This is a genomic window from Campylobacter concisus, assembly GCF_002913745.1.
Classification (GTDB): domain Bacteria; phylum Campylobacterota; class Campylobacteria; order Campylobacterales; family Campylobacteraceae; genus Campylobacter_A; species Campylobacter_A concisus_R.
In genome coordinates this window covers 69,821-93,803 of record NZ_PPCG01000034.1, presented here as the reverse complement: position 1 = coordinate 93,803, position 23,983 = coordinate 69,821, and the positions used below count along the sequence as shown (strand labels likewise).

27 protein-coding genes and 1 other RNA gene are annotated in these 23,983 nt (G+C 38.4%); 14 read left to right on the top strand and 14 right to left on the bottom strand.

Going from position 1 to position 23,983, the window contains the following annotated elements; translation table 11 throughout:
* The first annotated feature begins 8 nt into the window (after positions 1-8).
* The gene (gene rpmI / locus CYO90_RS05105) at positions 9-200 is read left to right on the top strand and encodes a 50S ribosomal protein L35 (protein ID WP_004317422.1); all 192 of its coding nucleotides are present in this window, start codon (positions 9-11) and stop codon (positions 198-200) included.
* A gap of 100 nt (positions 201-300) precedes the next feature.
* A complete protein-coding gene (gene rplT / locus CYO90_RS05100; RefSeq protein WP_004317321.1) occupies positions 301-657 on the top strand; it encodes a 50S ribosomal protein L20 in 357 nt (118 codons plus the stop codon).
* Between the two features lie 402 nt (positions 658-1,059).
* Here the strand turns inward: rplT and dapF are convergent, their stop codons facing one another.
* Positions 1,060-1,803 carry a diaminopimelate epimerase gene (gene dapF, locus CYO90_RS05095; RefSeq protein WP_103578704.1) on the bottom strand — a complete coding sequence of 248 codons (744 nt, stop codon included), beginning with the start codon at positions 1,801-1,803 and terminating at the stop codon, positions 1,060-1,062.
* Positions 1,804-1,878: 75 nt separating this feature from the next.
* On the opposite strand from dapF, the gene CYO90_RS05090 reads away from it, so the two are divergent.
* Complete coding sequence (locus CYO90_RS05090) at positions 1,879-2,499, top strand: DNA alkylation repair protein (RefSeq protein WP_103578703.1); 621 nt, start codon at positions 1,879-1,881, stop codon at positions 2,497-2,499.
* Here CYO90_RS05090 and coaE read toward each other — a convergent pair.
* Entirely contained in the window at positions 2,489-3,091 is a 603-nt protein-coding gene (gene coaE, locus CYO90_RS05085) for a dephospho-CoA kinase (RefSeq protein WP_103578702.1), read from the bottom strand. The two genes, CYO90_RS05090 and coaE, sit on opposite strands and share 11 nt — an antisense overlap.
* Before the next feature lie 79 nt (positions 3,092-3,170).
* Between coaE and purM the strand changes: the two genes are divergently transcribed.
* The 3 genes from purM to CYO90_RS05070 are packed head-to-tail and all read left to right on the top strand — an operon-like array spanning position 3,171 to position 4,799.
* Complete coding sequence (gene purM, locus CYO90_RS05080) at positions 3,171-4,154, top strand: phosphoribosylformylglycinamidine cyclo-ligase (RefSeq protein WP_103578701.1); 984 nt, start codon at positions 3,171-3,173, stop codon at positions 4,152-4,154.
* A complete protein-coding gene (locus CYO90_RS05075) occupies positions 4,154-4,342 on the top strand; it encodes a hypothetical protein (protein ID WP_103578700.1) in 189 nt (62 codons plus the stop codon). Before purM ends, CYO90_RS05075 begins: the two co-directional genes overlap by 1 nt.
* Positions 4,343-4,379: 37 nt before the next feature.
* Positions 4,380-4,799, top strand: a complete 420-nt coding sequence (locus CYO90_RS05070; protein WP_103578699.1) for an RDD family protein — start codon at positions 4,380-4,382, stop codon at positions 4,797-4,799.
* 2 nt (positions 4,800-4,801) lie between these two features.
* On the opposite strand, the gene CYO90_RS05065 is transcribed toward CYO90_RS05070, so the two are convergent.
* Positions 4,802-4,990, bottom strand: a complete 189-nt coding sequence (locus tag CYO90_RS05065; RefSeq protein WP_103578698.1) for a bifunctional hydroxymethylpyrimidine kinase/phosphomethylpyrimidine kinase — start codon at positions 4,988-4,990, stop codon at positions 4,802-4,804.
* A gap of 237 nt (positions 4,991-5,227) precedes the next feature.
* The gene (locus tag CYO90_RS05060) at positions 5,228-5,662 is read right to left on the bottom strand and encodes a hypothetical protein (RefSeq protein ID WP_103578697.1); all 435 of its coding nucleotides are present in this window, start codon (positions 5,660-5,662) and stop codon (positions 5,228-5,230) included.
* A 113-nt stretch (positions 5,663-5,775) separates the two neighbouring features.
* On the opposite strand from CYO90_RS05060, the gene ffs reads away from it, so the two are divergent.
* An RNA gene (ffs, locus tag CYO90_RS05055) (signal recognition particle sRNA small type) lies at positions 5,776-5,873 on the top strand.
* Here ffs and CYO90_RS05050 read toward each other — a convergent pair.
* The 5 genes from CYO90_RS05050 to dnaA form a co-directional block, all read right to left on the bottom strand.
* Positions 5,860-7,095 (bottom strand): HD domain-containing protein, encoded by a 1,236-nt coding sequence (locus CYO90_RS05050; RefSeq protein ID WP_103578696.1) that lies wholly within the window; start codon positions 7,093-7,095, stop codon positions 5,860-5,862. The genes ffs and CYO90_RS05050 overlap by 14 nt on opposite strands.
* A complete protein-coding gene (gene queF / locus CYO90_RS05045; protein WP_258030659.1) occupies positions 7,095-7,712 on the bottom strand; it encodes a preQ(1) synthase in 618 nt (205 codons plus the stop codon). The genes CYO90_RS05050 and queF overlap by 1 nt, the downstream gene beginning before the upstream one ends.
* A gap of 17 nt (positions 7,713-7,729) precedes the next feature.
* Positions 7,730-10,039, bottom strand: coding sequence for a DNA topoisomerase (ATP-hydrolyzing) subunit B (gyrB, locus tag CYO90_RS05040; protein WP_084041988.1), 2,310 nt, complete (start codon positions 10,037-10,039; stop codon positions 7,730-7,732).
* 17 nt (positions 10,040-10,056) lie between these two features.
* Complete coding sequence (dnaN, locus tag CYO90_RS05035) at positions 10,057-11,124, bottom strand: DNA polymerase III subunit beta (RefSeq protein ID WP_103578695.1); 1,068 nt, start codon at positions 11,122-11,124, stop codon at positions 10,057-10,059.
* 153 nt (positions 11,125-11,277) lie between these two features.
* Entirely contained in the window at positions 11,278-12,588 is a 1,311-nt protein-coding gene (dnaA, locus tag CYO90_RS05030) for a chromosomal replication initiator protein DnaA (RefSeq protein ID WP_103567040.1), read from the bottom strand.
* A 122-nt stretch (positions 12,589-12,710) separates the two neighbouring features.
* On the opposite strand from dnaA, the gene ruvC reads away from it, so the two are divergent.
* From ruvC to CYO90_RS04995, 7 genes are all read left to right on the top strand, one after another.
* Entirely contained in the window at positions 12,711-13,190 is a 480-nt protein-coding gene (gene ruvC, locus CYO90_RS05025) for a crossover junction endodeoxyribonuclease RuvC (RefSeq protein WP_181000216.1), read from the top strand.
* 16 nt (positions 13,191-13,206) lie between these two features.
* Entirely contained in the window at positions 13,207-13,896 is a 690-nt protein-coding gene (locus CYO90_RS05020; RefSeq protein WP_103578693.1) for an MOSC domain-containing protein, read from the top strand.
* A 77-nt stretch (positions 13,897-13,973) separates the two neighbouring features.
* Positions 13,974-15,938 carry a methyl-accepting chemotaxis protein gene (locus CYO90_RS05015; protein ID WP_103578692.1) on the top strand — a complete coding sequence of 655 codons (1,965 nt, stop codon included), beginning with the start codon at positions 13,974-13,976 and terminating at the stop codon, positions 15,936-15,938.
* Between the two features lie 97 nt (positions 15,939-16,035).
* Positions 16,036-16,551 (top strand): S-ribosylhomocysteine lyase, encoded by a 516-nt coding sequence (gene luxS / locus CYO90_RS05010; protein ID WP_009295135.1) that lies wholly within the window; start codon positions 16,036-16,038, stop codon positions 16,549-16,551.
* 1 nt (position 16,552) lies between these two features.
* Entirely contained in the window at positions 16,553-17,659 is a 1,107-nt protein-coding gene (locus CYO90_RS05005) for a DNA adenine methylase (protein WP_103578691.1), read from the top strand.
* 16 nt (positions 17,660-17,675) lie between these two features.
* A complete protein-coding gene (locus CYO90_RS05000) occupies positions 17,676-17,942 on the top strand; it encodes a hypothetical protein (RefSeq protein ID WP_103578690.1) in 267 nt (88 codons plus the stop codon).
* A complete protein-coding gene (locus CYO90_RS04995; RefSeq protein ID WP_103578689.1) occupies positions 17,923-18,213 on the top strand; it encodes a type II toxin-antitoxin system RelE/ParE family toxin in 291 nt (96 codons plus the stop codon). Before CYO90_RS05000 ends, CYO90_RS04995 begins: the two co-directional genes overlap by 20 nt.
* Before the next feature lie 30 nt (positions 18,214-18,243).
* On the opposite strand, the gene thyX is transcribed toward CYO90_RS04995, so the two are convergent.
* From thyX to CYO90_RS04970, 5 genes are all read right to left on the bottom strand, one after another.
* On the bottom strand, positions 18,244-18,870 hold the full coding sequence (gene thyX, locus CYO90_RS04990; protein WP_035142355.1) for an FAD-dependent thymidylate synthase: 627 nt from the start codon (positions 18,868-18,870) through the stop codon (positions 18,244-18,246).
* A gap of 92 nt (positions 18,871-18,962) precedes the next feature.
* A complete protein-coding gene (gene flgE, locus CYO90_RS04985) occupies positions 18,963-21,884 on the bottom strand; it encodes a flagellar hook protein FlgE (protein ID WP_103578688.1) in 2,922 nt (973 codons plus the stop codon).
* Between the two features lie 118 nt (positions 21,885-22,002).
* Positions 22,003-22,275 (bottom strand): type II toxin-antitoxin system RelE family toxin, encoded by a 273-nt coding sequence (locus CYO90_RS04980; protein WP_103578687.1) that lies wholly within the window; start codon positions 22,273-22,275, stop codon positions 22,003-22,005.
* Positions 22,275-22,565 (bottom strand): formate dehydrogenase, encoded by a 291-nt coding sequence (locus tag CYO90_RS04975; protein WP_103578716.1) that lies wholly within the window; start codon positions 22,563-22,565, stop codon positions 22,275-22,277. Before CYO90_RS04975 ends, CYO90_RS04980 begins: the two co-directional genes overlap by 1 nt.
* Before the next feature lie 38 nt (positions 22,566-22,603).
* Positions 22,604-23,971, bottom strand: a complete 1,368-nt coding sequence (locus CYO90_RS04970; RefSeq protein WP_103578686.1) for a Na+/H+ antiporter NhaC family protein — start codon at positions 23,969-23,971, stop codon at positions 22,604-22,606.
* Positions 23,972-23,983: the final 12 nt, after the last annotated feature.

Here is a 23,983-nt window from a genome sequence, read left to right as displayed (position 1 = left end):
GGATTAGCATGCCAAAGATGAAAACCGTTCGCGGTGCTGCTAAGCGCTTTAAAGTAGGTAAAAATAAGATAAAAAGAGGCTCTGCTTTTAGAAGCCACATCTTAACAAAAAAACCTACTAAGCGTATGAGAGATTTGCGTGGCCCAAAATACGTGGACAGCACAAATGTCCCAGCCGTTCGCAAAATGCTCGGCGTATAAAGCAGCGTAGATTTAAGTTTTTGACAAAAAAGTCATTCAAACTCCCCCAAATTTAGGGGCAAGACTCACTTCGTGAGCGCCAATTTGTAAAAGGATAAATATGGCAAGAGTAAAAACAGGCGTAGTTAGAAGAAGACGCCATAAGAAAGTTTTAAAGCTAGCACGTGGCTTTTTCAGTGCTAGGCATAAACACTTTAGAAAAGCTAAAGAGCAACTAGAGAGAAGTTTAGTTTACGCATATCGCGACAGACGCCAGAAAAAACGTGATTTCAGACGTTTATGGATCGTTCGTATCAATGCAGCTTGCAGACTAAACGACATTAGCTATTCAAGATTTATCAACGGCTTAAACAAAGCTAAGATCGAACTTGATAGAAAAATTTTAGCTGATCTGGCTATGAATGACGCGAAGGCATTTGCGGCACTTGCAAAACAAGCAAAAGATGCTTTGAAATAACACCTTTTCTCCGCTTCGGCGGAGATTTTTTTATACACTTAAATTTTAATAACAAAAACTCTATAAAACTCTTTGTTTTAATTTACTACCCGCGACTTTTACAAACTACTAACCAAATTTAACTACCCACAGCCAAATAGCTAAATTTTAATACTCATATTAAAACAGTGTTTCACCACTCCATTAAATAAAATTTTGGAGGAGATTTTACACCCCAACAAATTTCATATAAATTAATTCTTGAGATATTTAAGTAGCTAAACTCTTAAATGGTTTGTATTCAAATTTTAATCAGCACCGCTATAAATTTAGTTCGACTGTTGAGCACAAATTTAGTGATATAAATTTGAAAACTTACTTACCGCGACTAGCCAAGAATAGGCTAAAAACTCACTCTAAAAGCTAAATTTCAATACTCGTATCAAAGCAGTGTTTCACCGCTCCGCTAAATAAAATTTTACCGTTTTCAAGCCTAAGTCCAAGCTCCTCGCCGCTTTTTGGATAGACTTTTAGACATTGCGCTGCGTTTAAATTTAAAGTAGCGCCATAAAAGCAAGCCGCCATGCCAGTGCCACAAGCTAGCGTCTCATCCTCCACGCCCCTTTCATAGGTTCTTACCTTTAAAACTCCGCCATCAAATTTGGCTAAATTTACATTTGCATTGTATTTTTGGCGAAGCGCCCTGCACTCTTTGACGTCAAATTCATCTAAATTTTGTGTGAAATTTACAAGATGCGGCACGCCAGTATCGTAAAAGTACCAAGTTTTGCCGTTTTCATTTAGCGGTTCGCTTAAAATTTTTGGACTTGTTAGCACGACCTCGACGCACTCACCTTTCACGCTTGCCATCACCTCGCCGCTACCAGTTAGCAGAGCAAATTCGCTTGAACTAACAAGGCCGTTTAGATAGGCATATCTAGCAGCCGCACGCGAGCCGTTGCCACACATCGCAGCGTAGCTTCCGTCGCTGTTGTAAAACTCCCATTTCACGCCCTTTTCGTAAGGTAAAAGCACGATGAGCCCGTCAGCTCCCACGCCGTTTGTTCTGCTGCAAATCTGCCTTGCAAGCTCGCTTCTATCTTTGCTCAAAAATGTGTGAAATATGACAAAATCGTTGCCGCTGGCGTTATATTTTGAGACTTGCATGAGCCATCCTTTTATTTTTTGCGTGATTTTACTAAAATTTAGATAAGAGTTATTAGTGATTTTAAAGGAGCCACTTTGAAGAGCTACATCTTAAATTTAGAAAAAGAGTTTTCTTTAATAGAAAATGGCTTTAAAGAGCAAGAAAATAGGGCTTTGGCTGACTATAAAGCAAAGGGAGCTGCGCACTGCAAAGAGCTTGCATACCTAGCATACGGCTCGAATGTCTATCAAGTGCGGATGTATGCGGTTTTTCTCTTTGGACACCTATCGGATAGTGAAGAAATTTTGGCGTTTATGAGAGATGAAGTCTCAAAAGATGAAAACTGGAGGGTTCAAGAGGTGCTAGCAAAGGCATTTGATGAGTTTTGTAAAAAAGTTGGCTACGAACAGGCACTTTTAACGATCGATGAGTGGGTAAAAAATGGCAACGCAAATGCAAAAAGAGCCGTAACAGAGGGGCTTAGGATATGGACAAATAGGCCCTATTTTAAAGATAACCCAGATGAGGCCATTAGGCGTCTAGCTAGCCTAAAAGAAGACGAGAGCGAGTATCTTAGAAAGTCGGTTGGCAATGCTCTAAAGGATATAAGCAAAAAATTTCCAAATTTAGTAAAAGCTGAGCTTGATAGCTGGAATTTAGCTAGTAAAGAGAGCTTGCAAACATATAAATTTGCTAGTAAATTTATCAAGAGATAGCGCAAATTTGCTTTAGAAATTTCTCTAGCTCTAGCTTTAAATTCTCCATGTCGCTGCTATTATCGATAATAAATTTTGCCATTTTTCGCTTTTTCTCGATGTCCATCTGAAGCTCTACTCTAGCTTTTGCAGCTTCTAAATTTAGAGCATTTCGGTTCATTAGACGGCTTAGCAAAAGCTCTTTTGGCGCGTAGATCACAGCTACATTTTTAAACTCGCTGTAACGCTGCTTTTTTTCAAAAAACAAAGGGATATCTACAAAATAAACCTGCCCCAATCGCTCAAGCTGCGAAGCTTTGAAAAAAATTTCAGCTTTTATCTTTGGATGTAAAATTTGCTCTAAATTTTTAAGCTTTTTTGGCTCGTTAAAGACGATGGTACCCAGTTTTTTGCGATCTATCTTACCAGTCTCATCTAAAATTTGCTCGCCAAAAGCTTCTACTATCTCGCATTTGCAAATTTCAAGCTGTTCGTGGGCGATCAAGTCCGCATCTATCACGCTAAAACCTCGCTCTTTTAGTAAATTTACAACCGTGCTTTTGCCACTAGCGATCGAGCCTGTGATGACGTAGGCGTTTGGAAATTTCTGCAAACTCGCTCCATTTTTGAAAATTGATAACAATTTTAGCAACTTTTGGCTAAAGTTTTAAAAAATAACCAAAAGGGTGAAAATGATAAGTTATAAAGATGCTGGAGTCGATATAGATGCTGGAAATAGCTTTGTTGAGGCGATCAAGCCTTTCGTAAAATCTACGCAAACACCAAACGTCATAGGCGGTATCGGATCATTTTCAGGTGCGATCAGACTGCCAAGCGGATATAAAAATCCAGCCATTTTAGGCGCGACCGACGGCGTTGGCACGAAGCTTCGCCTAGCTATCGACGCTAAGAAATTTGAGGGTGTTGGCGAGGATCTAGTCGCAATGTGCGTAAATGACCTCATCTGCAACTTCGCCACACCACTCTTTTTCCTCGACTACTACGCGACTGCAAAGCTTGAGATAGAAAGCGCCAAAGAGGTGGTAAAAAGTATCGCAAACGGCTGCAAAAAGGCGCAATGCGCGCTGATCGGCGGTGAGACAGCCGAGATGCCGTCAATGTATGAAAAGGGCGACTTTGACCTTGCTGGATTTGCCGTGGGTATCGCCGAGGCTGACGAGATCGATAGGAGCAAATTTGTAAAATCTGGTGACGTTTTAGTCGCACTTCCAAGTAGCGGCCTGCACTCAAATGGCTTCTCTCTTGCAAGAAAAGTGGTAAGCGAGCTTGGGCTAAAATTTGATGAAAAAGTGGGCGATAAAAAACTTATCGACGTGCTTCTTGAGCCAACTAGAATTTACGTGAGCGACTTTCTAAGATTAAAAGATAAGATCACAGCGATGGCGCATATAACGGGTGGTGGCATAGTTGAAAACTTGCCTCGCGTCTTCCCTGCTGGACTTGGTGCAAAGGTGCAAAAAAGCGCTATAAAAACGCCTGAAATTTTTAAAATCCTAGCTCAAAAAGTAGAAGATAGCGAGATGATGAGGACATTTAACATGGGCGTTGGTATGATCCTTGTCGTGCCTAAAGAAAACATTGATGCTGTCTTAGCAAATAGTGATGGCTACGTGATCGGCGAAGTGGTAAGCGGCAAAGGCGTTGAGCTAGTTTGATGCAAGATTTTAGCAAAAAACGTCTGCTAAGGACCGAAAATAAGAGCTTTTTTGATCTTAGCATTTATGAATATATAGGCTATTTTGATGTACTAGAAAGCGATATCAAAAAACTTGATCTCTATAGTCACTGGTGCAAGGTCTCACGCGCCTCTACTATGCTCTGCGTCACGCATGATAATGGCTAGAAATTTAGCCAAATTTTTATAAATACAGGAAAGTAACTTGGCAAAGCAAAAGGCGAAAATCGCACCTATCTGGGCTAGAGTAAAGGCCTCTATCATAGATCTTTTCATCATCGGTATGCCAGTATTTTACATCAGCACATATCTCGTTCTTGGCGGTAAAGAGGCCTTTTTAAACAACCAGCTTGCGATCTTTGTGGTAAATAGTATCATCTCACTTATAATGTGCCTCTTTTTTAGCATAAAAGCGCAAACTCCAGGCTACAAAGCACAAGAAATTTATCTCATAAATTTACAAACCGGCAAAAAACTAGGCCTTTTTCACGCGATCTTGCGTCAAATTTGCTTTGCATTTGCCGGCTTTAGCATCATCGGACTTTGCCTTTGCTTTTTTAGAAAAGACAAACTAAATTTACACGACATCATAACCCACTCAGCCGCCGTGCAAAAAGCAGCTTAAATTTACTTTGCTCCGTGCCAAAGTAGGCGGTTTTTACCTAGTTTTGTGTCGATGCTCTCTTTTATAATGGAGCAGATATACTCTTTTGAAAGCCCTATGGCCTCCTCCAAGCTCTTGCCCTTTGCAAGGTAGCAAGCAAGCGCCGTTGAAAAGCTACATCCAGTCCCACTCATAACAAGCGGGTTAATCATATGTGATTATTATTTTTGCAACACCCTATTTTAAATTTTATGGTTAGCCCAAGGTCTATATCGTTCTATCACAAAATAATGCACATTTATCAATGTAAATTTAGCTGATGAAGTGTTATTTCGAATTTTGGTCATAAATCGCCTAAGCTAGCTAGATAAATAGAGAAAATCAAGGTCAAAAATGAAGAAATTTAGCTACAAGCCACGAAAAATTTTTGATTAAATTTAGGATGAAATTTAAGCGCTTTGCGAGTAGAGTTTAACCTCGTTTATCAAAAACTCATAGACTCTTTGTTGCACTAAAATTTCCTCCTCGCAGCCACTCATCAAGCGGCGAAGGTGCGAAAAATCTATCTTTTTAGCATATCTTTTGTGATCTTTCATATCTTTATCTATACTTAAAAGAAGCGTGTCAAGCGTGATCCTATCGTTTTTCTTAACCCTTGCCACGTACTCTCTAACGGTTTGGATTAAGAAGTCTTTTCTAGTTTGATCGTTTTCATAAATTTCATTTACAATGTCATTTAAGATGAAAAAATCATCCTCATCTGGGTCAAATTTAGCCGAGATAATCGCAGCAAAAATTTTGGCACGAAACTCTAAAGACTTGTGATGATAGACAAAAAAATCTCTAAAGGCCGATAAAAAACTAAGTTTGATCTTTCCTGACATTGCCCTACTTTTGGTGAAATTTATGTGAGATTATATACTTTTAAAGCTAAATTTTTAAAAATGTAACTATAAAACTAAATTTAAGTATAGTTTTTGTATGATTGCGAAGCTCCTTCTTAGACCTGTGCAATGCTTTTTATGAGCACCGCTTCAGGGTGGGAACACAGCAGAGCACTTGTATTAAGTGTGTGCCGCAGTCATCTGAGAGGGGGTCTTTCTAAACCAAAATGCTCATTAAAATCATCGCAAATTTCTAAAAAATCCACTCCATCGATCTTAGGTTTTTCGCTAAAAAATTTATACATATTATTAAAGCCGTCAGTTAGCTCTTTTGACTTGACACCGTAGCTTATAGAAATTCCAGCTTCGATGTAGGCTGAGAGCTTGTCGCAGTATTTTAGCGCTTTGCCATCGATCGGGTTAAATTTATCCTCATTTACGTTCTCCATAGTCCCTTCGTGGCAGATGATCTTGCGCTCATAAGTCCTATTTTCAAACTCATCTTTGATAAATTTCTCGCCATCTTTTCTGATGCCAAGGATGTAGCTAAACTCATCTTTTATTTTTTCAGGCACAAATGGCAAAATCCTCTCATCAATAAGCCTCATCTCATACTCGCTGATGATCTCATTTAGCCCCTTTACGCCGTATTTTACAGGGCTTATGATATCTCTTGTTAGGCTCTCTGGTAGGTCGTGGAATAGTGCGCAAAAGAAGTTATTTTCTAAGCGTTTTTTGCAAGCTTTTGCTTTTAGTGAATAAAAATAGCTAAGTATCGCAACAACTAGCATGTGTCCTAAAACTGCAGTTTCGGGGATGCGAGGCGTTTGTGCCCAGCGCTTTTGAAACCTTAGCCTGCCACTTAGATCTACAAGGCGGGCTAATTTTTGATTCATAGCAATCTTTCTAATACCAATTAACTCGTAATAATCCTCCATCTCCTCCTCAACCTTCGCCTTAAGCTCGTCGATGTCACTTAAAAATTGGCTCGTTTGATAGACGATAGAAAATTCCCACCTCGTGGCAAGATAGCTGGCTGCTTTTAGTATAAGGTGCTCTTTTTCATGAGTTTTGTCGTTTTTATAGTGGTTTTTAAACCTCTCCAAAAACTCGCCGTCCTCGATATCTGAGATGAGCGTCTCAAGGTTGCTTAAAACCCAGCTATTTATCTGCTCTTTTTTTGTCTTTTGGATGTGGTGAAAGACGTCAGGGCGTATGTCTGTGACTACGACCCTGCTTAAAAACTCAAAAATTCCAGCCTCGATGATGTAGTTCATATCGGCATTTTGCTCTTGTTTTGCTATGAAATAAGCGATGATAAATTTATGAGCCTGTTTGTCAAGCTCGACTAAATTTGTCATCTTTGGATAGTCGTTCCAACGTGATATAGATGCTGCTTTAAAGATATGTTCTATAAGCTTAGCACTTATCATTATTTATCCTTTTTGACTACTTTTGGCTTCTTATCATCAGCGTAGCTTATTTTTCTAAAGCCCTCTTTGTTTGAGCTTCTTCTTGGCTTGTCATCTTTTTTAAATTTATCATCTCTGCTGCCTTTGCTGCTAGCGCGATCGCTTGTGCTACGTCTCTCGCGCGGCTTGTCGCTAAAGCTTCTCTCCCTACTTCTTGGAGCGTATTCTTTCTCTTCAGCTGGCTTTTTTACCACTAGATCAGAGCTAATCTCGATAACTGTATGGACATTTCCACGTGGGTTAAAGTCGCCAACTATCTTCATAAATTTAGGCTCAAGTTTTTTCTCTAAAACAGAGTAAATTTCATTTATGCTATCTTCGTGGCTGATGTTGCGGTTCATAAAGCTATTTATATAAAGCTTTATCGCTTTTAGCTCGACAACTAGCTTATTTGGGATGTACTCAAAGTATATGGTCGCAAAGTCAGGATAACCAGAGCGAGGGCAAAGGCAGCAAAACTCAGGCAGAGTGATCTTTATGACGTAGTCCCTTGTTTGCTTATTTTCCCAGACCTCAAGGTCACTCTCTACGTCAAATTCTTTTAAAATTTTCTCGCCATACTTCATCTCTTCGCTCATTTTTTATCCTTTTTCTTTTAAATATCCAAGTGTTTAACGTCTTTTGCGTGGTCTTGGATGTAATTTCTTCTTGGCTCGACCTCATCGCCCATGAATAAATTAAACGTATCAGAAGCGCTTATAGCGTCGTTTATATCGATCTTTAAAAGTCTTCTGTTCTCAGGGTTCATCGTAGTCTCCCAAAGCTGCTCAGGGTTCATCTCACCAAGACCTTTGTAACGCTGGATGTATGCACCTTTTTTCGCATTTTTCTCTACTTCATCAAGCACGTCTATAACGTCACTATGCAAGTCTAGGCCACGCTCTTTTATCTTTTGGCTGATGTAAAGCGCCTCTTCATAGAGTGGATTTGTAAATAAATTTTCATTTACCACAAGCTCTTCTAGGCCGCTTTCAGTTTGGACATAAATTCTAACCTCATCATCGCTAACGTAGTGGTTTAGGATATTGTGACCCTCAGCTTTTAAGAAGTCTCTTAAAATTTCAAAAATTTCATTGTAGCTTTTTGAGACGATATCTGGATTTTCTATCATATAGCGGATCGCCGAAAGGACGTTAAAGCGTTTTTCAAGCTCTTTTAAGACGCTTCTATAAGCTGCAACGATCTTTAAAAAATCAATCAAATCCGCACTGCCAATGCCCTCTATATCAACGCCCTCGATGCCAGTTTCGATAAGAAATTCATTTAGTGCTTTTTCATCTTTTAGATAAATTTCTTTCTTACCTTTTTTATAGCGGTAAAGTGGCGGCTGAGCTAGATAGATGTGGCCGTTTTCTACAACTTTATTTAAAAATCTAAAGAAGAATGTTAAAAGTAGTGTTTGAATATGGCTACCATCGACGTCGGCGTCGGTCATGATGATGATCTTATGATATCTAAGCTTCTCAGCGTCAAATTCATCTCCGATACCGCATCCTAGAGCTGTTATCATATTTTTTATCTCATCAGATTTTAAAATTTTATCTAGTCTTGCCTTTTCAACGTTTAGAATTTTACCCTTAAGCGGTAATATCGCTTGAAAAACTCTATCACGTCCCTGCTTTGCAGAACCGCCCGCAGAGTCGCCCTCCACTAGGTATAGCTCGCTAATTACCGGGTCTTTACTCTGACAATCAGCTAGTTTGCCAGGGAGTGTGCCTACGCTCATGCTCTCTTTTTTACGAGTTAGATCTCTAGCTTTTTTAGCAGCTTCCCTACCACGAGCTGCCATTAGGGCTTTATCCATTATCGCTCTTGCTTCGATAGGATTTTCTTCAAAATACTTTGTAAGCACGTCAAAAACCATCTTTTGAACGATAGGTTTTACATAGCTTGAGCCTAGCTTGCCCTTTGTTTGTCCCTCAAACTGCGGCTCTGGCACCTTTACGCTAACAACTGCGATAAGTCCCTCGCGGATATCTTCACCAGTTATCTTTGTATCTTTTTCACGTGCAGCAGCGTTTGCTTGAACGTAGTTTGTGATAACTCTTGTAAGGCCCGCTCTAAAGCCAGCCTCGTGAGTACCGCCATCTGGAGTTTTGATGTTATTTACAAAGCTTAGTAAATTTTCACTATAAGTGTCGTTGTAAAGTAGGGCAAAATCAACCATAACATCATCTTCGCCGCCGCTAAATGAGACTGCTTTGCTAACAGCATTTGCCTTGTTCATATCAGTTACAAAGCTCTCAAGTCCGCCCTCAAAATGAAAGCTCTCACTTCTGCCATTTCTTTGATCTTTAAAATTTATAGTTATCTTTGGGTTTAGATAGGCTAGCTCGCGAAATCTTTTTACTAAAATTTCATCGTCAAATTCAGTCACTTCAAATATGCTATCATCTGGCCAAAACTCGACTTGTGTGCCTGTGCGATTTGTAGTTTTTATCACTTCAAGATCGCTTTGAGGGATACCTTTTGCAAATTCTTGTCTGTGAAGCTTGCCATCACGTTTGATATTTACGACTAGCTTTTTAGAAAGGGCATTTACGACAGAAACACCAACGCCGTGAAGACCGCCAGAGACTTTATATGTGTCCTTGTCAAATTTACCACCAGCGTGAAGCACAGTTAGAACAACAGTCGCAGCTGAAATTTTCTCAGTCGGGTGCATATCTACTGGGATACCACGTCCATTATCGCTAATGATCGCTGAGCCCTCACGTGTAAGCTCAACATCTATCGTATCGCAGTATCCTGCCATCGCTTCGTCGATAGAGTTATCAACGACTTCGTAGATCATGTGGTGAAGACCGCTTATGTTAGTATCGCCTATATACATGCCTGGGCGCTTCCTGACCGCCTCAAGCCCTTTTAGTACTTTAATATTTTCTGCGCCGTAATTATTTTCCATCATAAACCTTTTTTAACTTATATATTTAATGGACTTATAACCGTTAAAAGCTCTTTTGAGCTAACAACGAAAGGTAAATTTTTATCTTTAAATCCAAACTCAAATTTCTCATCTTCTATGCTTTGTAAGAAGTCTATTAAATTTCTATTTTTTACATTTATGCTGATATCTTCTTCAAGTCCTGTTTGAAACTCTATCATCGTTTTTGCCTCAGAGTTGTCCTCTATGATGCTCTCAAACGTGATGCTCTCTTTTGAAAAAGTTATCTTCATCTGATCGCTTAGCATCGAGATAGTTTTGATGCCCTCAACCATCTTATCTCTGCTTAGCTCAAATCTTATAGCAATATCTTTTGGTATAACGCGCTCATAGTCAGGGAATTTGCCATTTATCATCTTTGTGAAAAACTCAAAATTTTGGCTTTGAGCGATGAGAACGTTTTCATCGTAGTAAATTTCTATCTTGTCGAAAAATAGCTTTTGAATTTCATTTATCGCCTTTTTAGGGATGATCAGTGAAAACTCATTGCTCGCTTCATTTGCAAATTTAAATACAGCTAGCCTTTTTGTATCAGTACCGACTATATTTATATAGTTTTGTTTTATATCTAGTAAAGCGCCATTTAGCTCAAATTTAGGGTTGTTGCTATCGATGCATGGTAAAATTTTCTTTAAGCTTCTGCCTAACATTATGGCGTCTATGTCAAATTTAGCCTTGCCATCTATCGTTGGAAACTCTGGGAAGTCTTCAAATTTATACATAGGAAGTTTGTATTTTGAGTTTTTTTGTTTGATGTAAAGATAGTTATTAACAGTTTCAAGCGTTACCTCTTCATCTTTTAGGCTTTTTATTATGTCAAGTAGCTTTTTACCATTTGCAGTTGCATAGCCCTCATCAACGATCTTTACGTTGCTTAGTTTATATGCTAGTCCTATCTCGTGATCAGTTGCTTTTATGTTTAAAACTCCATCTTTTGCAGAGATATAGATGTGAGAAGTTATAGCACTAAGATCTCTTTTTTCGAGATATGGATTAGTGTTTGTTACTATGCTCTCAAGCATGTTTTTGTTTATTAAAACCTTCATTAAATACTCCCTCTTATTTTTAATTTTCTTTTTGTTGTATTAGTTGGTAGCGTGAAAGTGTGAAAACCATCTTTTCTCACGCCAGCATCGTTATTTAAAATGTGAAAAGAATTTTTCATTTCTTCACATTTATTCACGAATTTCATTCTGTTTTTATCCTTTTGTTAAAATTTTGTTCTTTATCTCAGTCACTCTGAGGTTGAAAATTTCGTTGCTCTCCATGAGCTCGTTTATCTTTTTTATATTGTGACTAACGGCGCTATGGTCTTTCATACCAAAATAGTTTGCGATTTGTGGCATTGAATTTGTTGTAAGCATCTTTGCAAGGTAGATGATGATGCGTCTAGCCTCGACGATGTTTTGCACTCTTGACTTGCTTTTTATGTCGCTTGGCTTGATATTTAGCTCTTTGCTCACGATCTCTATAATGGTCTCTAAATTTATATTTTCATGCTTCTCTTTGATGAGATCTTTTAGCGTGTTTTTAGCAAATTCAAGCGTTATCTCAACTCTCATCAAGCTTGCATAGGCGTTTAAATTTATGATAGCGCCCTCGATCTCACGGATATTATCGCCCATGTTTGTAGCGATGTAGTCAATCACCTCTTTGTTTAGATAAATTTTGTCAAATTCACATTTTTTGATGATGATGGCTATCTTTGTATCAAGCTCAGGCGGTGTAATATCAGCCATTATGCTTTGTTCAAACCTAGACTTTAGCCTCTCATCAAAGCCTTTTAATATCTTTGCTGGGCGGTCTGAGGTCATGACGATCTGACCTTTTTTGGCGATGAGCTCGTTAAAGGTGTTAAAAAACTCCTCTTGAATTTTATCGGTTTTACCAAGAAACTGCACGTCGTCTATTAGTAAAACGTCGCAGTTTCGGTACTTTTCACGAAATTTAGTCATCGAGTGGCTATTTAGATGCGTGGTAAAATCAATCATAAACTGATCACTCGTCACGCAGATAACGACCTTGCCTTGATCTAGGCAGTAGTTACCAACTGATTGAAGCAGGTGCGTCTTGCCAAGACCAGTTGTGCCATATATAAAAAGTGGGTTGTAAAGCACACCAGGCTTGTCTGCAACTGCTTTTGCGTTTAGAAATGCAAACTGATTTGAGTCGCCGCAGACAAAATTTTCAAATGTATATCCAGGGTTTAAAATACTGCTTTGTGCCTTGATCTGCTTTACATTTACTTGGCTTTGTTTTATATTTTTTAGCTTTGTTTGGCTAGTTATCTCGACCTCTGGCTTTTTGCCTGTTTTTACTTCGTAGAGGTAGGCGATCTTTTCTGCATATCTAGTTTTTATAAATTTAGCCATCAATTCACTTGTGGCGTTAAAAACTATAAAATCTTCGTTTGAAGCCTTTTCGTTAAATTTTAATTGTTTGATGTAGCAGTCAAATTCATTAGCGGATATTTTTGTCTGTAAAAGCTCTAAAATCTCGTCTGCTAGCAAATTTAAACCCTTTTGAAGTAATTAATTTTATTAGCGATTTTATCTTAAATTTAATAAAACCTTTGTTAAACTCCGACAAACTTTTTCACGCCGTGAAAAAGTCGTGAAAAAGTATTGAAAAGATTGTGATGAAAATTTTAGGAATCGATCCAGGCACGAAAAATTGCGGTTACGCGATACTTGAAAAGAACAAATTTAAAACTATACTTCTTGAAGCTGGGCTTATAAAGATAAAGCCAAACACGCTTCAATACCAAATAACAGAGCTTTGCGAGGGGCTTGATCTCATCTTTAAAAACCATAAATTTGACGAGGTCGCGATAGAGGACATCTTCTTTGCCTACAACCCAAAAACGGTCTTAAAGCTCGCTCAGTTTCGCGGGGCACTTAGTCTTAAAATTTTGCAGCTTCATGGTGACTTTGCCGAATACACGCCGCTTCAAGTAAAAAAAACAGTCACTGGCAAGGCAAAGGCTGACAAAGAGCAGGTGTCATTTATGGTAAAAAAAATTTTAGGCATAAATAAAGAGATAAAACCGCTTGATATCACCGATGCGATCGCGATCGCGCTAACTCACGCGAATAATTTAAGAATAAACTAAATTTAATAGGAAAAATATGGCAACGCTAAAAGCTTTACTAATAGGAAATGTGAAAAACTACGGCTCGCAAAATGTGACTGATAAACTAAATTTACCTTGGAGCTCAGCTATTTTTAAAGTGGCTCAAAATGGAGAAATTTTCGCAAATGAGCTTGGCTTTGAGGGCGATAGCGTCGCTGATACGAAGCACCACGGCGGCCCTGAAAAGGCAGTCTTTGCAAATTCGTTTGCAAACTACGCTGAGTGGGAGAAATTTTTAGGATTAAAAAATATGGCTTATGGGGCGATGGGGGAGAATTTATGTATTGACGGGCTTGATGAGAGCTGCGTTTATGTGGGCGATATCCACAAGGTGGGCTCGCTTGTGCTTCAAGTCTCACAGCCTAGAAAGCCATGCTTTAAGCTCTCAAAAAGATGGGGCAATGAAAATATGGCTACTCACATCTTTGAAACAGGCCTTACTGGCTGGTACTACCGTGTCCTTACGCCAGGATCGTGCAAAGCAGGCGACGTGATAGAGGTTGTAGAAAGTGATCCAGTTCATATGAGTATTTTAGAGATAAACAGGCTCTTTTACGCGCCAAGTGAAAATTTAAATTTACTAGAGAAATTTAACGCCCTCACCACTCTTACAAATGGCTGGCATGATGATATGAAAAGACGCATCGAGGGAATTTATAGCACTGAATTTATGAGAACACTATAAAAAAGCTATAAACATTTTCATTTTTACTCCGATTTTGTTCTACAAATAAATTTCAAACAAAATTTAAAGGAGTAAAGGTGTTTCGTTCTATCACAAATAAAATAGCATTTGCCTTGATGATCTTACTCATCATCTCGTTTTGTACTATTTCCGCGGTCAGCTATTTTACGTCAGAGAAAAAGGTGGTTGAGCTTGTTAGCCAAAAAGAAGATCAAATTCTAAAAGATGTAAAAGGTGTCATAGATACGTTTTTTGATGAAAATTTAGAATACGTTAAAAAATCTTCAGCTGTTATCGATGAGTTACAAAGTGGCGACGAGATAATGAATTTTGTTTTGCTTGAGAAAAAGATATCAAATTCCATAATAACTTATGTATATTATGGTGATGAAGATGGACGCTTTTTTCAATCAGATGGTAAAAGAACAACCGTAGCTGATAAATATGACCCAAGAACTAGAGGTTGGTATAAGAGTACAAAAGAAAAAAATAAAGAAATTTATACCGAGCCAAGAGTCACTTCTACAAATGATCTAGTTATCACTTTTACTGCTCCTGTCATAAAAAATGGTAAATTTGAAGGTGTTTTCGGTATTGATATAGACATTAAAAAGTTAAGTGACAAGATCCTTGATATTGGTAAAACTAAAGAAGGTGGATATGCTTATATTATGAAAAAAGATGGAACTATGCTTATTTCTGATATAGCTTCAGAAGTTGGTACCATCTTACCTGCTACAAAGGTCGTCTCAGAAAAGTATAACAATAAAGAATTTGACGAAAATGGTCTGATCTCATATAAAAACTCTAAAAACCAAGATGTAACAGCTAAAATTTTACCTATCAACGATGATGGCTGGCTTGCTGCTGTTGCAATAGGTGCGGATACCTTTTCAAACAACACTATGCCTATCTTAAAAGCTCAGCTAATACTTGCAGTGCTCTTTATAGTCATACTCTCAGCCATTGTATTTGTACTACTAAAACGCTCACTTAAACCTATCGGAGTTATCCAAGAGAAGCTTTCTGATACATTTAAATTTATCACTTATGAGAGCAGCACTGCCCCAAGCAAGCTAGATATTCACACGACTGATGAATTTGGTGTGATGAGTGAAGAGATAAATAAAAATATCGATAAAGTCATAGTTGGTATCCAAAAAGATAATACTATGCTTGAAGAGCTAAATGTAGCTGCAAATAACATGATAAGAGGAAATTTAGGTGTTAAACTTAGCCAAAATCCAAACAATCCATCGCTTATTAAGCTAAGAGATCTACTAAATACTTTCTTTAGTTCTATTAGTCAAAATTTGGGCAATGTAATAAATATATTAAATGCTTACTCTAAAAATGACTATACTGCAAAGATTGAAATAGATGAAAACATTGAAGCTGATCTAAAAGCCATGATGCTTGGTATAAATAGCTCTGGTGTTGCTATTTGCAATATGCTAAATGATAACTTAAACCAAGCTCAAATTTTGGAAGAAAAAGCACAAATTTTATCTGAATCTATGAAGAATTTAACTTCAGGAGCAAATAAGCAAGCAGAGTCTATTCAAGAAAGTGCAGCAGCTATCGAAGAGATGTCAAGCTCAATGAATGCAATATCTCAAAAGACAGCGGATGTTATAAGACAAAGTGATGAGATCAAAAATATCATCATTATTATCCGTGACATCGCTGATCAGACAAATTTACTAGCCCTTAATGCTGCCATAGAAGCTGCTCGTGCAGGTGAGCATGGACGTGGCTTTGCAGTTGTGGCTGATGAGGTTAGAAAGCTAGCTGAAAGAACACAAAAATCACTTGGCGAGATAGAAGCAAATACAAATGTCCTTGCTCAATCAATTAACGAGATGAGTGAATCAATCAAAGAGCAAACAACAGCTGTTGATATGATAAATCAAAGTGTATCTCAAATAGATAATGTTACAAAAGAAAATATTTCAGTTGTTAATACTACAAACGATGTAACTAGCGAGATAGACGGCATGGCGAAGGTCATACTAACAGACGTTAGAAAAAATAAATTTTAATACCCAAAAATACTACTAGGCTCATGTAAATTTACGTGGGCCTTTAAATTTTAAATCTTTTTTACGCTAAAATTACCAAAAATTTAAAGGAGAATATATGCCACTACTTGATAGTTTTTGCGTAGATCATGTGAAGATGAAAGCCCCAGGAGTAAGACTAGCAAAGAGTATGAAGACCCCAAAAGGAGATGATATCAGCGTTTTTGACTTGAGATTTTGCAAGCCAAATGAAGAAATTTTGCCAGAAAAGGGCATCCACACTTTAGAGCACCTTTTTGCTGGCTTTATGAGAAACCATCTAAACGGCAACGGCGTGGAGATCATAGACATCTCGCCGATGGGCTGTAGGACGGGCTTTTATATGAGCGTGATAGGCACACCTAGCGAAGAAGCTGTAAAAAAGGCATGGCTTGCTTCGATGAAAGATATCTTAGAGGTCAAAGATCAAGATAAGATCCCAGAACTAAATAAATTTCAATGCGGCACTTACAAGATGCACTCGCTTGATGAGGCGCACGCCATAGCAAATAAAATTTTAGCACAAGGTCTAGTCATCATAAATAACGAAGAGATCAAACTTGACGTTGATGCTATGGGACTAAAAAAGCACTGATTTGAAGCCAGCTAAACAAGAAAATCAAGCCTATCTAAAAGAGCAAATTTTAACCTATCTTGGTAATAAACGCTCTCTTTTAGGCTTTATCGAGCGAGGCGTAAAATACGCAAAAGACGAGCTTAAAAAAGAGAAGCTTAGCTGCTGCGACCTCTTTAGCGGAAGCGGCGTGGTGGCTAGGTTTTTAAAACAAAATAGCGAATTTCTAGTCGCAAACGACTTGGAGCTTTATAGCTTCATCACAAACTCATGCTACCTGCAAAACGTCACAAATGAGCTAAAAGATGAGATAAATTTCTGGCAAAAAAAGCTTGAAAAAGAGATAGAAGAAAACCTTTCTGAGGGCTTTATAACAAGGCTTTATGCCCCGCAAGATGACGAAAATATCACTTTTGGAGAGCGGGTCTTTTACACGAAAAAAAATGCCAAATTCATCGACACTGCAAGAAGGCTCATAGATGAGATATTGCCAGAGGAGATGAGAAAATTTTTCATAGCTCCACTACTTTATAACGCAAGCGTGCATGCAAATACGAGTGGAATTTTTAAAGGTTTTCATAAAAATAAAGAGGGCATCGGTCAGTTTGGTGGCAGGGGGCAAAATGCCATCTCAAGGATCACTTCTGATATAAATTTGACTAAGCCTATTTTTTCAAATTTTAGTGTGCCATTTGAGGTCTATCAAAAGGATGCAAATTTGCTCGCAAAAAAGCTTGATGGGCTTGATCTAGCCTATCTTGATCCGCCTTATAACCAGCATCCATACGGCTCAAACTACTTCATGCTAAATCTCATCGCAAGCTATGAAGAGCCAAGTAAAATTTCAAAAGTTTCAGGCATCGCAAAGGACTGGAACAGATCAGTTTTTAATAAAAAATCATCAGCAAGCGAGGCATTTTTCGAGCTGATAGCAAATTTAAAGGCGAAATTTGTGCTCATCTCGTTTAACTCAGAGGGCTTTATAAACCAAGATGAATTTGACAAAAATCTAAATAAAATGGGCAAAGTTCATCTGCTTCGCCAAAAGTATAACGCCTACCGTGGCAGCAGAAATTTAAAAGCTAGAAACATCCACGTAGACGAACTTCTTTACGTTTTGAAAAAGTAAATTTAAAGGATATAAGATGACAACTACAATTTTTAAAGGTGATATAACGCCTCAGATAGCCCAAATTTTACAAGATGCCTACGAAGCTATAAAAAAGATCGATCCTCAGTTTAAGATGGAAAATGATGGATACAGACTTTGTAAAGAGGATGCAAAATATCTAAAAGATGTAGCCTTTAAGGCTAAAAATAGCGAGCTTGAATGTGTTGAAGAAGATGAATTTAAACGTCATAAAAGAGAGTTGCTCATAGGACTTGGTGCAGATGAGAGTAAAATTTTCTAAGGAATTTGAGCAAGCTACTGATAAGATCATTAAATTTATAGCTAAAGATAGTGTTGAGAAGGCGGTACTTTTTTACAATGATCTGATAACAAAGATCGAAGAGATAAAATATATGCCGTATCGTTTTCGTAAAAATTTAGATATAAACGATGATGATGTTAGAGACTTGATATTTCATGGTTATGTTGTTCCATTTTATATCGATAAAGAAAAAGAGACTATAACTATACTTTTGATCTACAAAGAGAATTTACCAAGCATAAAATTTTAGTTCTTTCTCTTTATTTAACTACTTTTAATTTTAACCCTCATCCTCTGGCAAGCACTTCTCAAAGATAAATTTATGCTCATTTGGCAAGGCGTCGTAGATAGCATTTGCTAAATTTCTTATCTCCCAAAGGGCGGATTTTGAGCTTCTTAGAGAGATGAAATTTTGCAAGCTTCTAGCATTTATACTCCATGTAAGCTCGGTTTTATAGCACTCTGGCAAGCAGTATTTGACTATGTCTAGGCTTTTTGTAGTTGAGGCTAAAATTTCACGTAAATTTTCAAGCGCTTTTATGCTCGCGTTATCGACCATTTCGTCATTTGTTAGCACGATAAATTTAGCTGCACGCTCAAACTGCCCTACTTCAAATTTCTCCTCTTTTTTTAGCTCTTTTAGCGTGTAGCGGGTTGATTTGACGCTTAGGCTTGCCAATCGGTGGCGGGCTAGCTCTTGAAGTAGTGCGCGCGAGATGCCTTGGATGTAGAAGTTGTAGTAAAGATGCTCTAGTGTTGAAGCGTGTTTAAATTTATTACCCACCCTGTCTATCAGCTCGACGTCTTTTTCGCCGCCGTTGTCGCCTTTTTCAAAGCTTTGCCAGCATGTGCGGATCGCGTGAGAGCAGATATTTAGTGGGGTGTGATTTAGAAGCGTTACTTGCATATTTTCTCTTTTTGTGAAATTTTTTAGCATTTTACAAAAAGAAGGCTGATTTTATTTGTAAATTTAAAAGGGAGCGAGCGCCCCCTTTATGATTATTGTTTTAGTTGAAGAAGTGTGTTTAGCATCTCATCACTTGTTGTGATCGTTTTTGAGTTTGCTTGAAAGCCTCTTTGGATGACGATAAGATCTGTTAGCGCACGGCTTAGATCGACGTTACTAGCTTCTAGTTTTGAAGCTGCGATCGTTCCTTTATCACCTGTGCCTGCTGCGCCGATGACTGCTTCGCCTGAGTTTGCAGTTTGTGAAAAGACGTTTCCGCCCTCACTTTGAAGACCCTCGTTGTTTGTAAAGCTAGCAAGTGCAACTTGAGCTAGACCAAAGCTTTGTCCGTTTGTAAATGAGCCTATGATAGTTCCTGTTTCATCTACTTTCACGCCGTTTAATGTACCACCTGTGTAGCCATCTTGTGAGATAGACTCAGTTGATGAGTCTTTATCAAAGCTTGTTAGTCCATTAAAGTCTGTTCCCAAGCCAAAATTTAAACTAACATTTTGACCACTTTGTGAGCCGTTGTTAGCTGAAAATGTTATCGTAGCTGGGTGAAAACTAGCAAGTGAGCCGTTTGAGTTAAATCTAACTGAACCAGTCACGACGTTGTCTGGACCCTCACCTGTGTAGTTTATCTTAGCAGGTTCTGGCACTTGGATGATCATATTCCACTCTGTACCACCATCTTTTGTAGTGCCTGTCTTTGCCCATTTTATACTAACTGTGTGTTTTGAGCCAAGTGAGTCAAAAATTTCAGCTGTTGAGCCGTGGCTTGACATCATCATCTTACCGCTCGCTCTTAGTGCTTGACCTGGGCTTAGTGCGCCATCAAGTGCTTTCATGATGTTTGTAAAGCGAACATTTTCATTGACTGCTGGAGTAGTTGTGTTCTCTGCTGATTTTGTAAGAGCGGTAGTTGATATATATAAACCTTGATCGAATTTATCATTTGTTGGGTTTTCTAGCTGAAATTGACCTAGTTTATTAACCGTAAATTTTACGCCATCATTTAAGTCTGATAAACTTTTTATCTTTTCTTGTTGAGCTGTCGCTGTGCCTGCAGCTCTTGCTTTATTTAGCTTGTCAGCATTAATCCTTGCCATAGAAGCAGCATTTATGGCAGTTACATTGGCTGCATTTACTGCATTATCAGCTGCTTCAGCTAGTTCAGCTGCTTTATTAGCCGCTTCTTTATATTTTTTACGTAAATCTTCTATGTCGGTATTAACACCAGCTCCAGGTGCAGTTATAGCAGCGTTTGCAGCTGCAATAATAGCTGCGATAACGGCTTGATTTGCATTATTGGCTGCAGTAACAGCTGCTGTTGCATTACTATTTGCAGTGGTTAATGCTGCTGGATTTCCAGGTGTTGTGGGTGTTCCTGCAGCAACAGCAATTGCTGCATTAGCTGCATTAATTGCATTATTGGCTGTATTTGCTGCAGTGTTTGCAGTGTTAATCAATCCTAGTAGTCCTGTAGGTACACCAGGTATTGCACCGCCACCAGCACCACCAGCACCTGCCGCTGCAATTGCAGCATTTAAAGCCGTTAGTGCATTGGCTGCTTCTGTATTAGCAGCTGTTGAGTCTGCTGTTGCCTTTGCTGCAGCAGCATTTGCTTTAGTTATAGCTTCATTATTTGCATCGTTTGTTTGTTTTATTTGTTCTATTAACTCATCCATTGATGTTACATTCAAGATAGTTCCGTCACCATTGTAATCAATGTGATATCTAGCATCTTCTTGCATAGCTCTACGAAGATCTTCTGTGGTGGTTACTTGTCTTGCGATCTTGTCGTTATTTGGATGAACGGTTGTTGTTTGTGAGCTTGTATAAGTATATTGGTATGCTGTTATAACATCTATACTTCCAAGACCAGTTGAGTCATCCCCATAAACTGTTAAGTGAATATTTTTGGTATCTTCAGTGGTACCAGAGTTGTTTCTATTTATAAGTGTTAGTTTGTTGCCTTCTGAAATTTCAGCTCTAACGCCAGTTTTGTTATACTGAGCGTTGATAGCAGCTGCAACGTCACTAATATTAGTTATATTTTTATTTTCGATCTTTACGCCGTTTAGTGTTATATTTAATTTTTTCTGCCCTACAAATTGACCTATATTTTGTGGAGTATCACTTCCTATTGTGTATTTTTGAGTTTTAGCATTTGCGTAACTTATCCATATACCTTGACCTTCTCTTAGAGCAAGGCCGTTTCCAAGCTCGTCAAATGTCACGCCAAGATCGACGCCACGCTCTGTCAGCATTTGTTCTTTTTTTGAGTTTGTATAAAATTCATCGTTATTTACGTCGTTTTCATTATGAACTTCGTTAGCATTTAAAATTCCATCGTTATTAAAGTCACGTCCGCCTGCTACTGAGTCAAGAGCGTAGATAGGAGTGCTTCTTTGACCGATGCTGTTACCTGAGTCGAGGTTGCCTTTTATCTTTACTTCTGTTGTAGCTCTTGCCGGAGTTGTAAGACCTTCTTTGATCACGATATTTTTTATCGGACCTGTTGAGTCGATAGTGCCAGTCTCTTCATCTCTTGTCCAGCCTTGAACGATATATCCGCTATTGTTTACAAAATTTCCCGCTTTATCACGGACAAAGTCACCATTTCTTGTATAGTATCTTGTAGTTCCACCATCTGGAGATACGACAAAGAAACCATTTCCTTGAAGTGCAAGGTCGGTTTGCTTGTCAGTAGCTGTTAGTGTGCCTTGTGAGAAAATTCTTGTAGTTGAGTTTATAGTCGTTCCTAGACCTATTTGCATAGCGTTTTGACCGCCTAGCTGGCCTTGTGGAGCAGTAGCTACTCTTGGAGTTTGGCTTAGTATATCAGCAAAATTTGCGCGGTTGTATTTAAAACCATAGGTATTGACGTTTGCGATATTGTTGCCTTCTACGTCCATGGCTATCTGGTGGGCTTGTAGGCCTGAAACACCAGACCAAAGTGATCTCATCATGAGCTTATCCTTTTTTCTCGTTTTAAAATTTTTTATGATCTTTCTAAAGCAAAAGATGTTCCAAAATTTATATCGGCAAAAAGAGAAAAATTTGAAAATTTTTGTGTGATCGTATTTTTTAGTATGCTTTTTCTCGTGATGAGATTTCTATTATCTCAATAGTTAAAATTTCATCTTGCTTAAGCCCTATTATGCGGTAATGTATGCCAACTCTCCAACGCCAGCGATCATCATAGCCTTGCATCTTTTCTGCGTTATTTGTTGCAAAAGGATTTTCTATTTTTTCAAGCTCTTTTAGAAAGGTGCGTATTTTTAGAGCTGCTCTTAGATCGCCTTTTGAAATTTTATCTAGTTGCTTGTCAGCAGAGCGCTTAATGACTATTTTATACACTAAACGCCCATTTCTGTTTTAACTTCAGCTATTAGTGTTTCCTGCTCTGCTTTTGAGAGTTTTTTAAATTCTATATCAAGTTTTTTTATGCTTGGAGACTTTAAAAGTTCATAATCTTTTGGCTCATCAAGTTTGCTTTTTATCTTTTTTTTAAGATAAAGGATTAGTTCTGATTGTTTTTTTAAAGTATCTTGCAATGAATTTAGTTTTTTTTCTTCTTTTTCAAGAGAATTAAACAATGCTTTACGTGTCATAGTCTCATATTTTGCATAGTCAATATTTGTTTGCATCGCATTTTCCTTTAAATTTTTTAATGATTTTAACACATTTATCCAAGTATCATGGCTCCTACGATGCCACCGATGATTAGCGGGATATTAAAAAATATAAATGTAGGCACGCAAGTATCATATATGTGGTTGTGCTCACCATCAGCATTTAGACCGCTCGTTGGTCCAAGTGTACTGTCGCTTGCTGGGCTTCCAGCGTCGCCTAGAGCTGCTGCTATACCAACTAGCAAGATGATAGCTGGCACGCCAAAGCCAAGACTAAGGCAAAGTGGCACGTAGATAGAGGCTAAGATAGGGATAGTACCAAAGCTAGTGCCTATGCCCATTGTGACAAGAAGTCCGATAAGTAGCATCAAAAATGCTCCGCCTATCTTGCCGCCAGATACCAAGCTAGCGTATTTTACAAGCTCATCTATACCGCCACTCTCTCTTAAAATGGTGCCATATCCCGCAGCAACAAGCATGATAAATGCGATAAAGCCCATCATAGCAAGGCCATTATCCATGATCTTATCTACTTTTTTGTATTCGATGCCGCCAAAAACAACCATAACCAAAAGTCCAAGTAGTGCGCCAAGTGGCAAGAGCGAAGTATAAATTTGCACGACAAAAGCAACAACCGCACCAGCTAAGACCGCCCACTCTTTTTTAGTCATCTCAAGGCTTTTTGCACGCTCGATCTCATCAAGCTCGGCTTTTTCAAATTTAGAAGTTTTATAAATTCTTTTTTTACTATAAAAAAGTATGGCTAAGATGAGCCCAACAAACATCGATGCACCGCCTATCCACATGACTGATGAGATGTCTGAGATGGTTGTATTTATGCCGTTGTTGGCTAGCTCTTTTTTAAGGATATTGTGAAAAAGCAGACCAAAGCCAACGCTAATGCTCACATAAGGCGCTTGCAGTCCAAATGTAAGAGCGCAAGCCACCGCGCGTCTATCTATGCCCATTTTATTCATAAGAGCAAGAAGTGGCGGGATCAAGATAGGTATGAAGGCTATATGAACTGGGATCAAATTTTGAGACAAGCAAGCGATAAATGCAATAGTTAGTATAAAAATCACTTTGTTTGAGCTAAGAAATTTACTCATTGCATTTATCAAAATGGCTGTTAAATTTGTATTTGCTATGGCAGCTGCAAGAGCACCCAGCAAGATGTAGCTAAGCGAGGTTTCAAGGTTGCCTTGCATGCCGCTTATGAGGCTTTGCGTGGTCTCTTTTAGAGCCGTAAAAAAGCTCTCAAAACCGCTTGCCAAACCACTTTCAAATCCACTAAAACCATGCTTATACATAACCCCAGCAACAAGCGCAGAAACGAGGATAGAAAGCAGGATGTTAAAACGTAGCAAACATAGCACCGTCATCACCAAAATGCTAAAAACAACAGGGTTAAAGAGAAGCATGAGTGTCCTTTT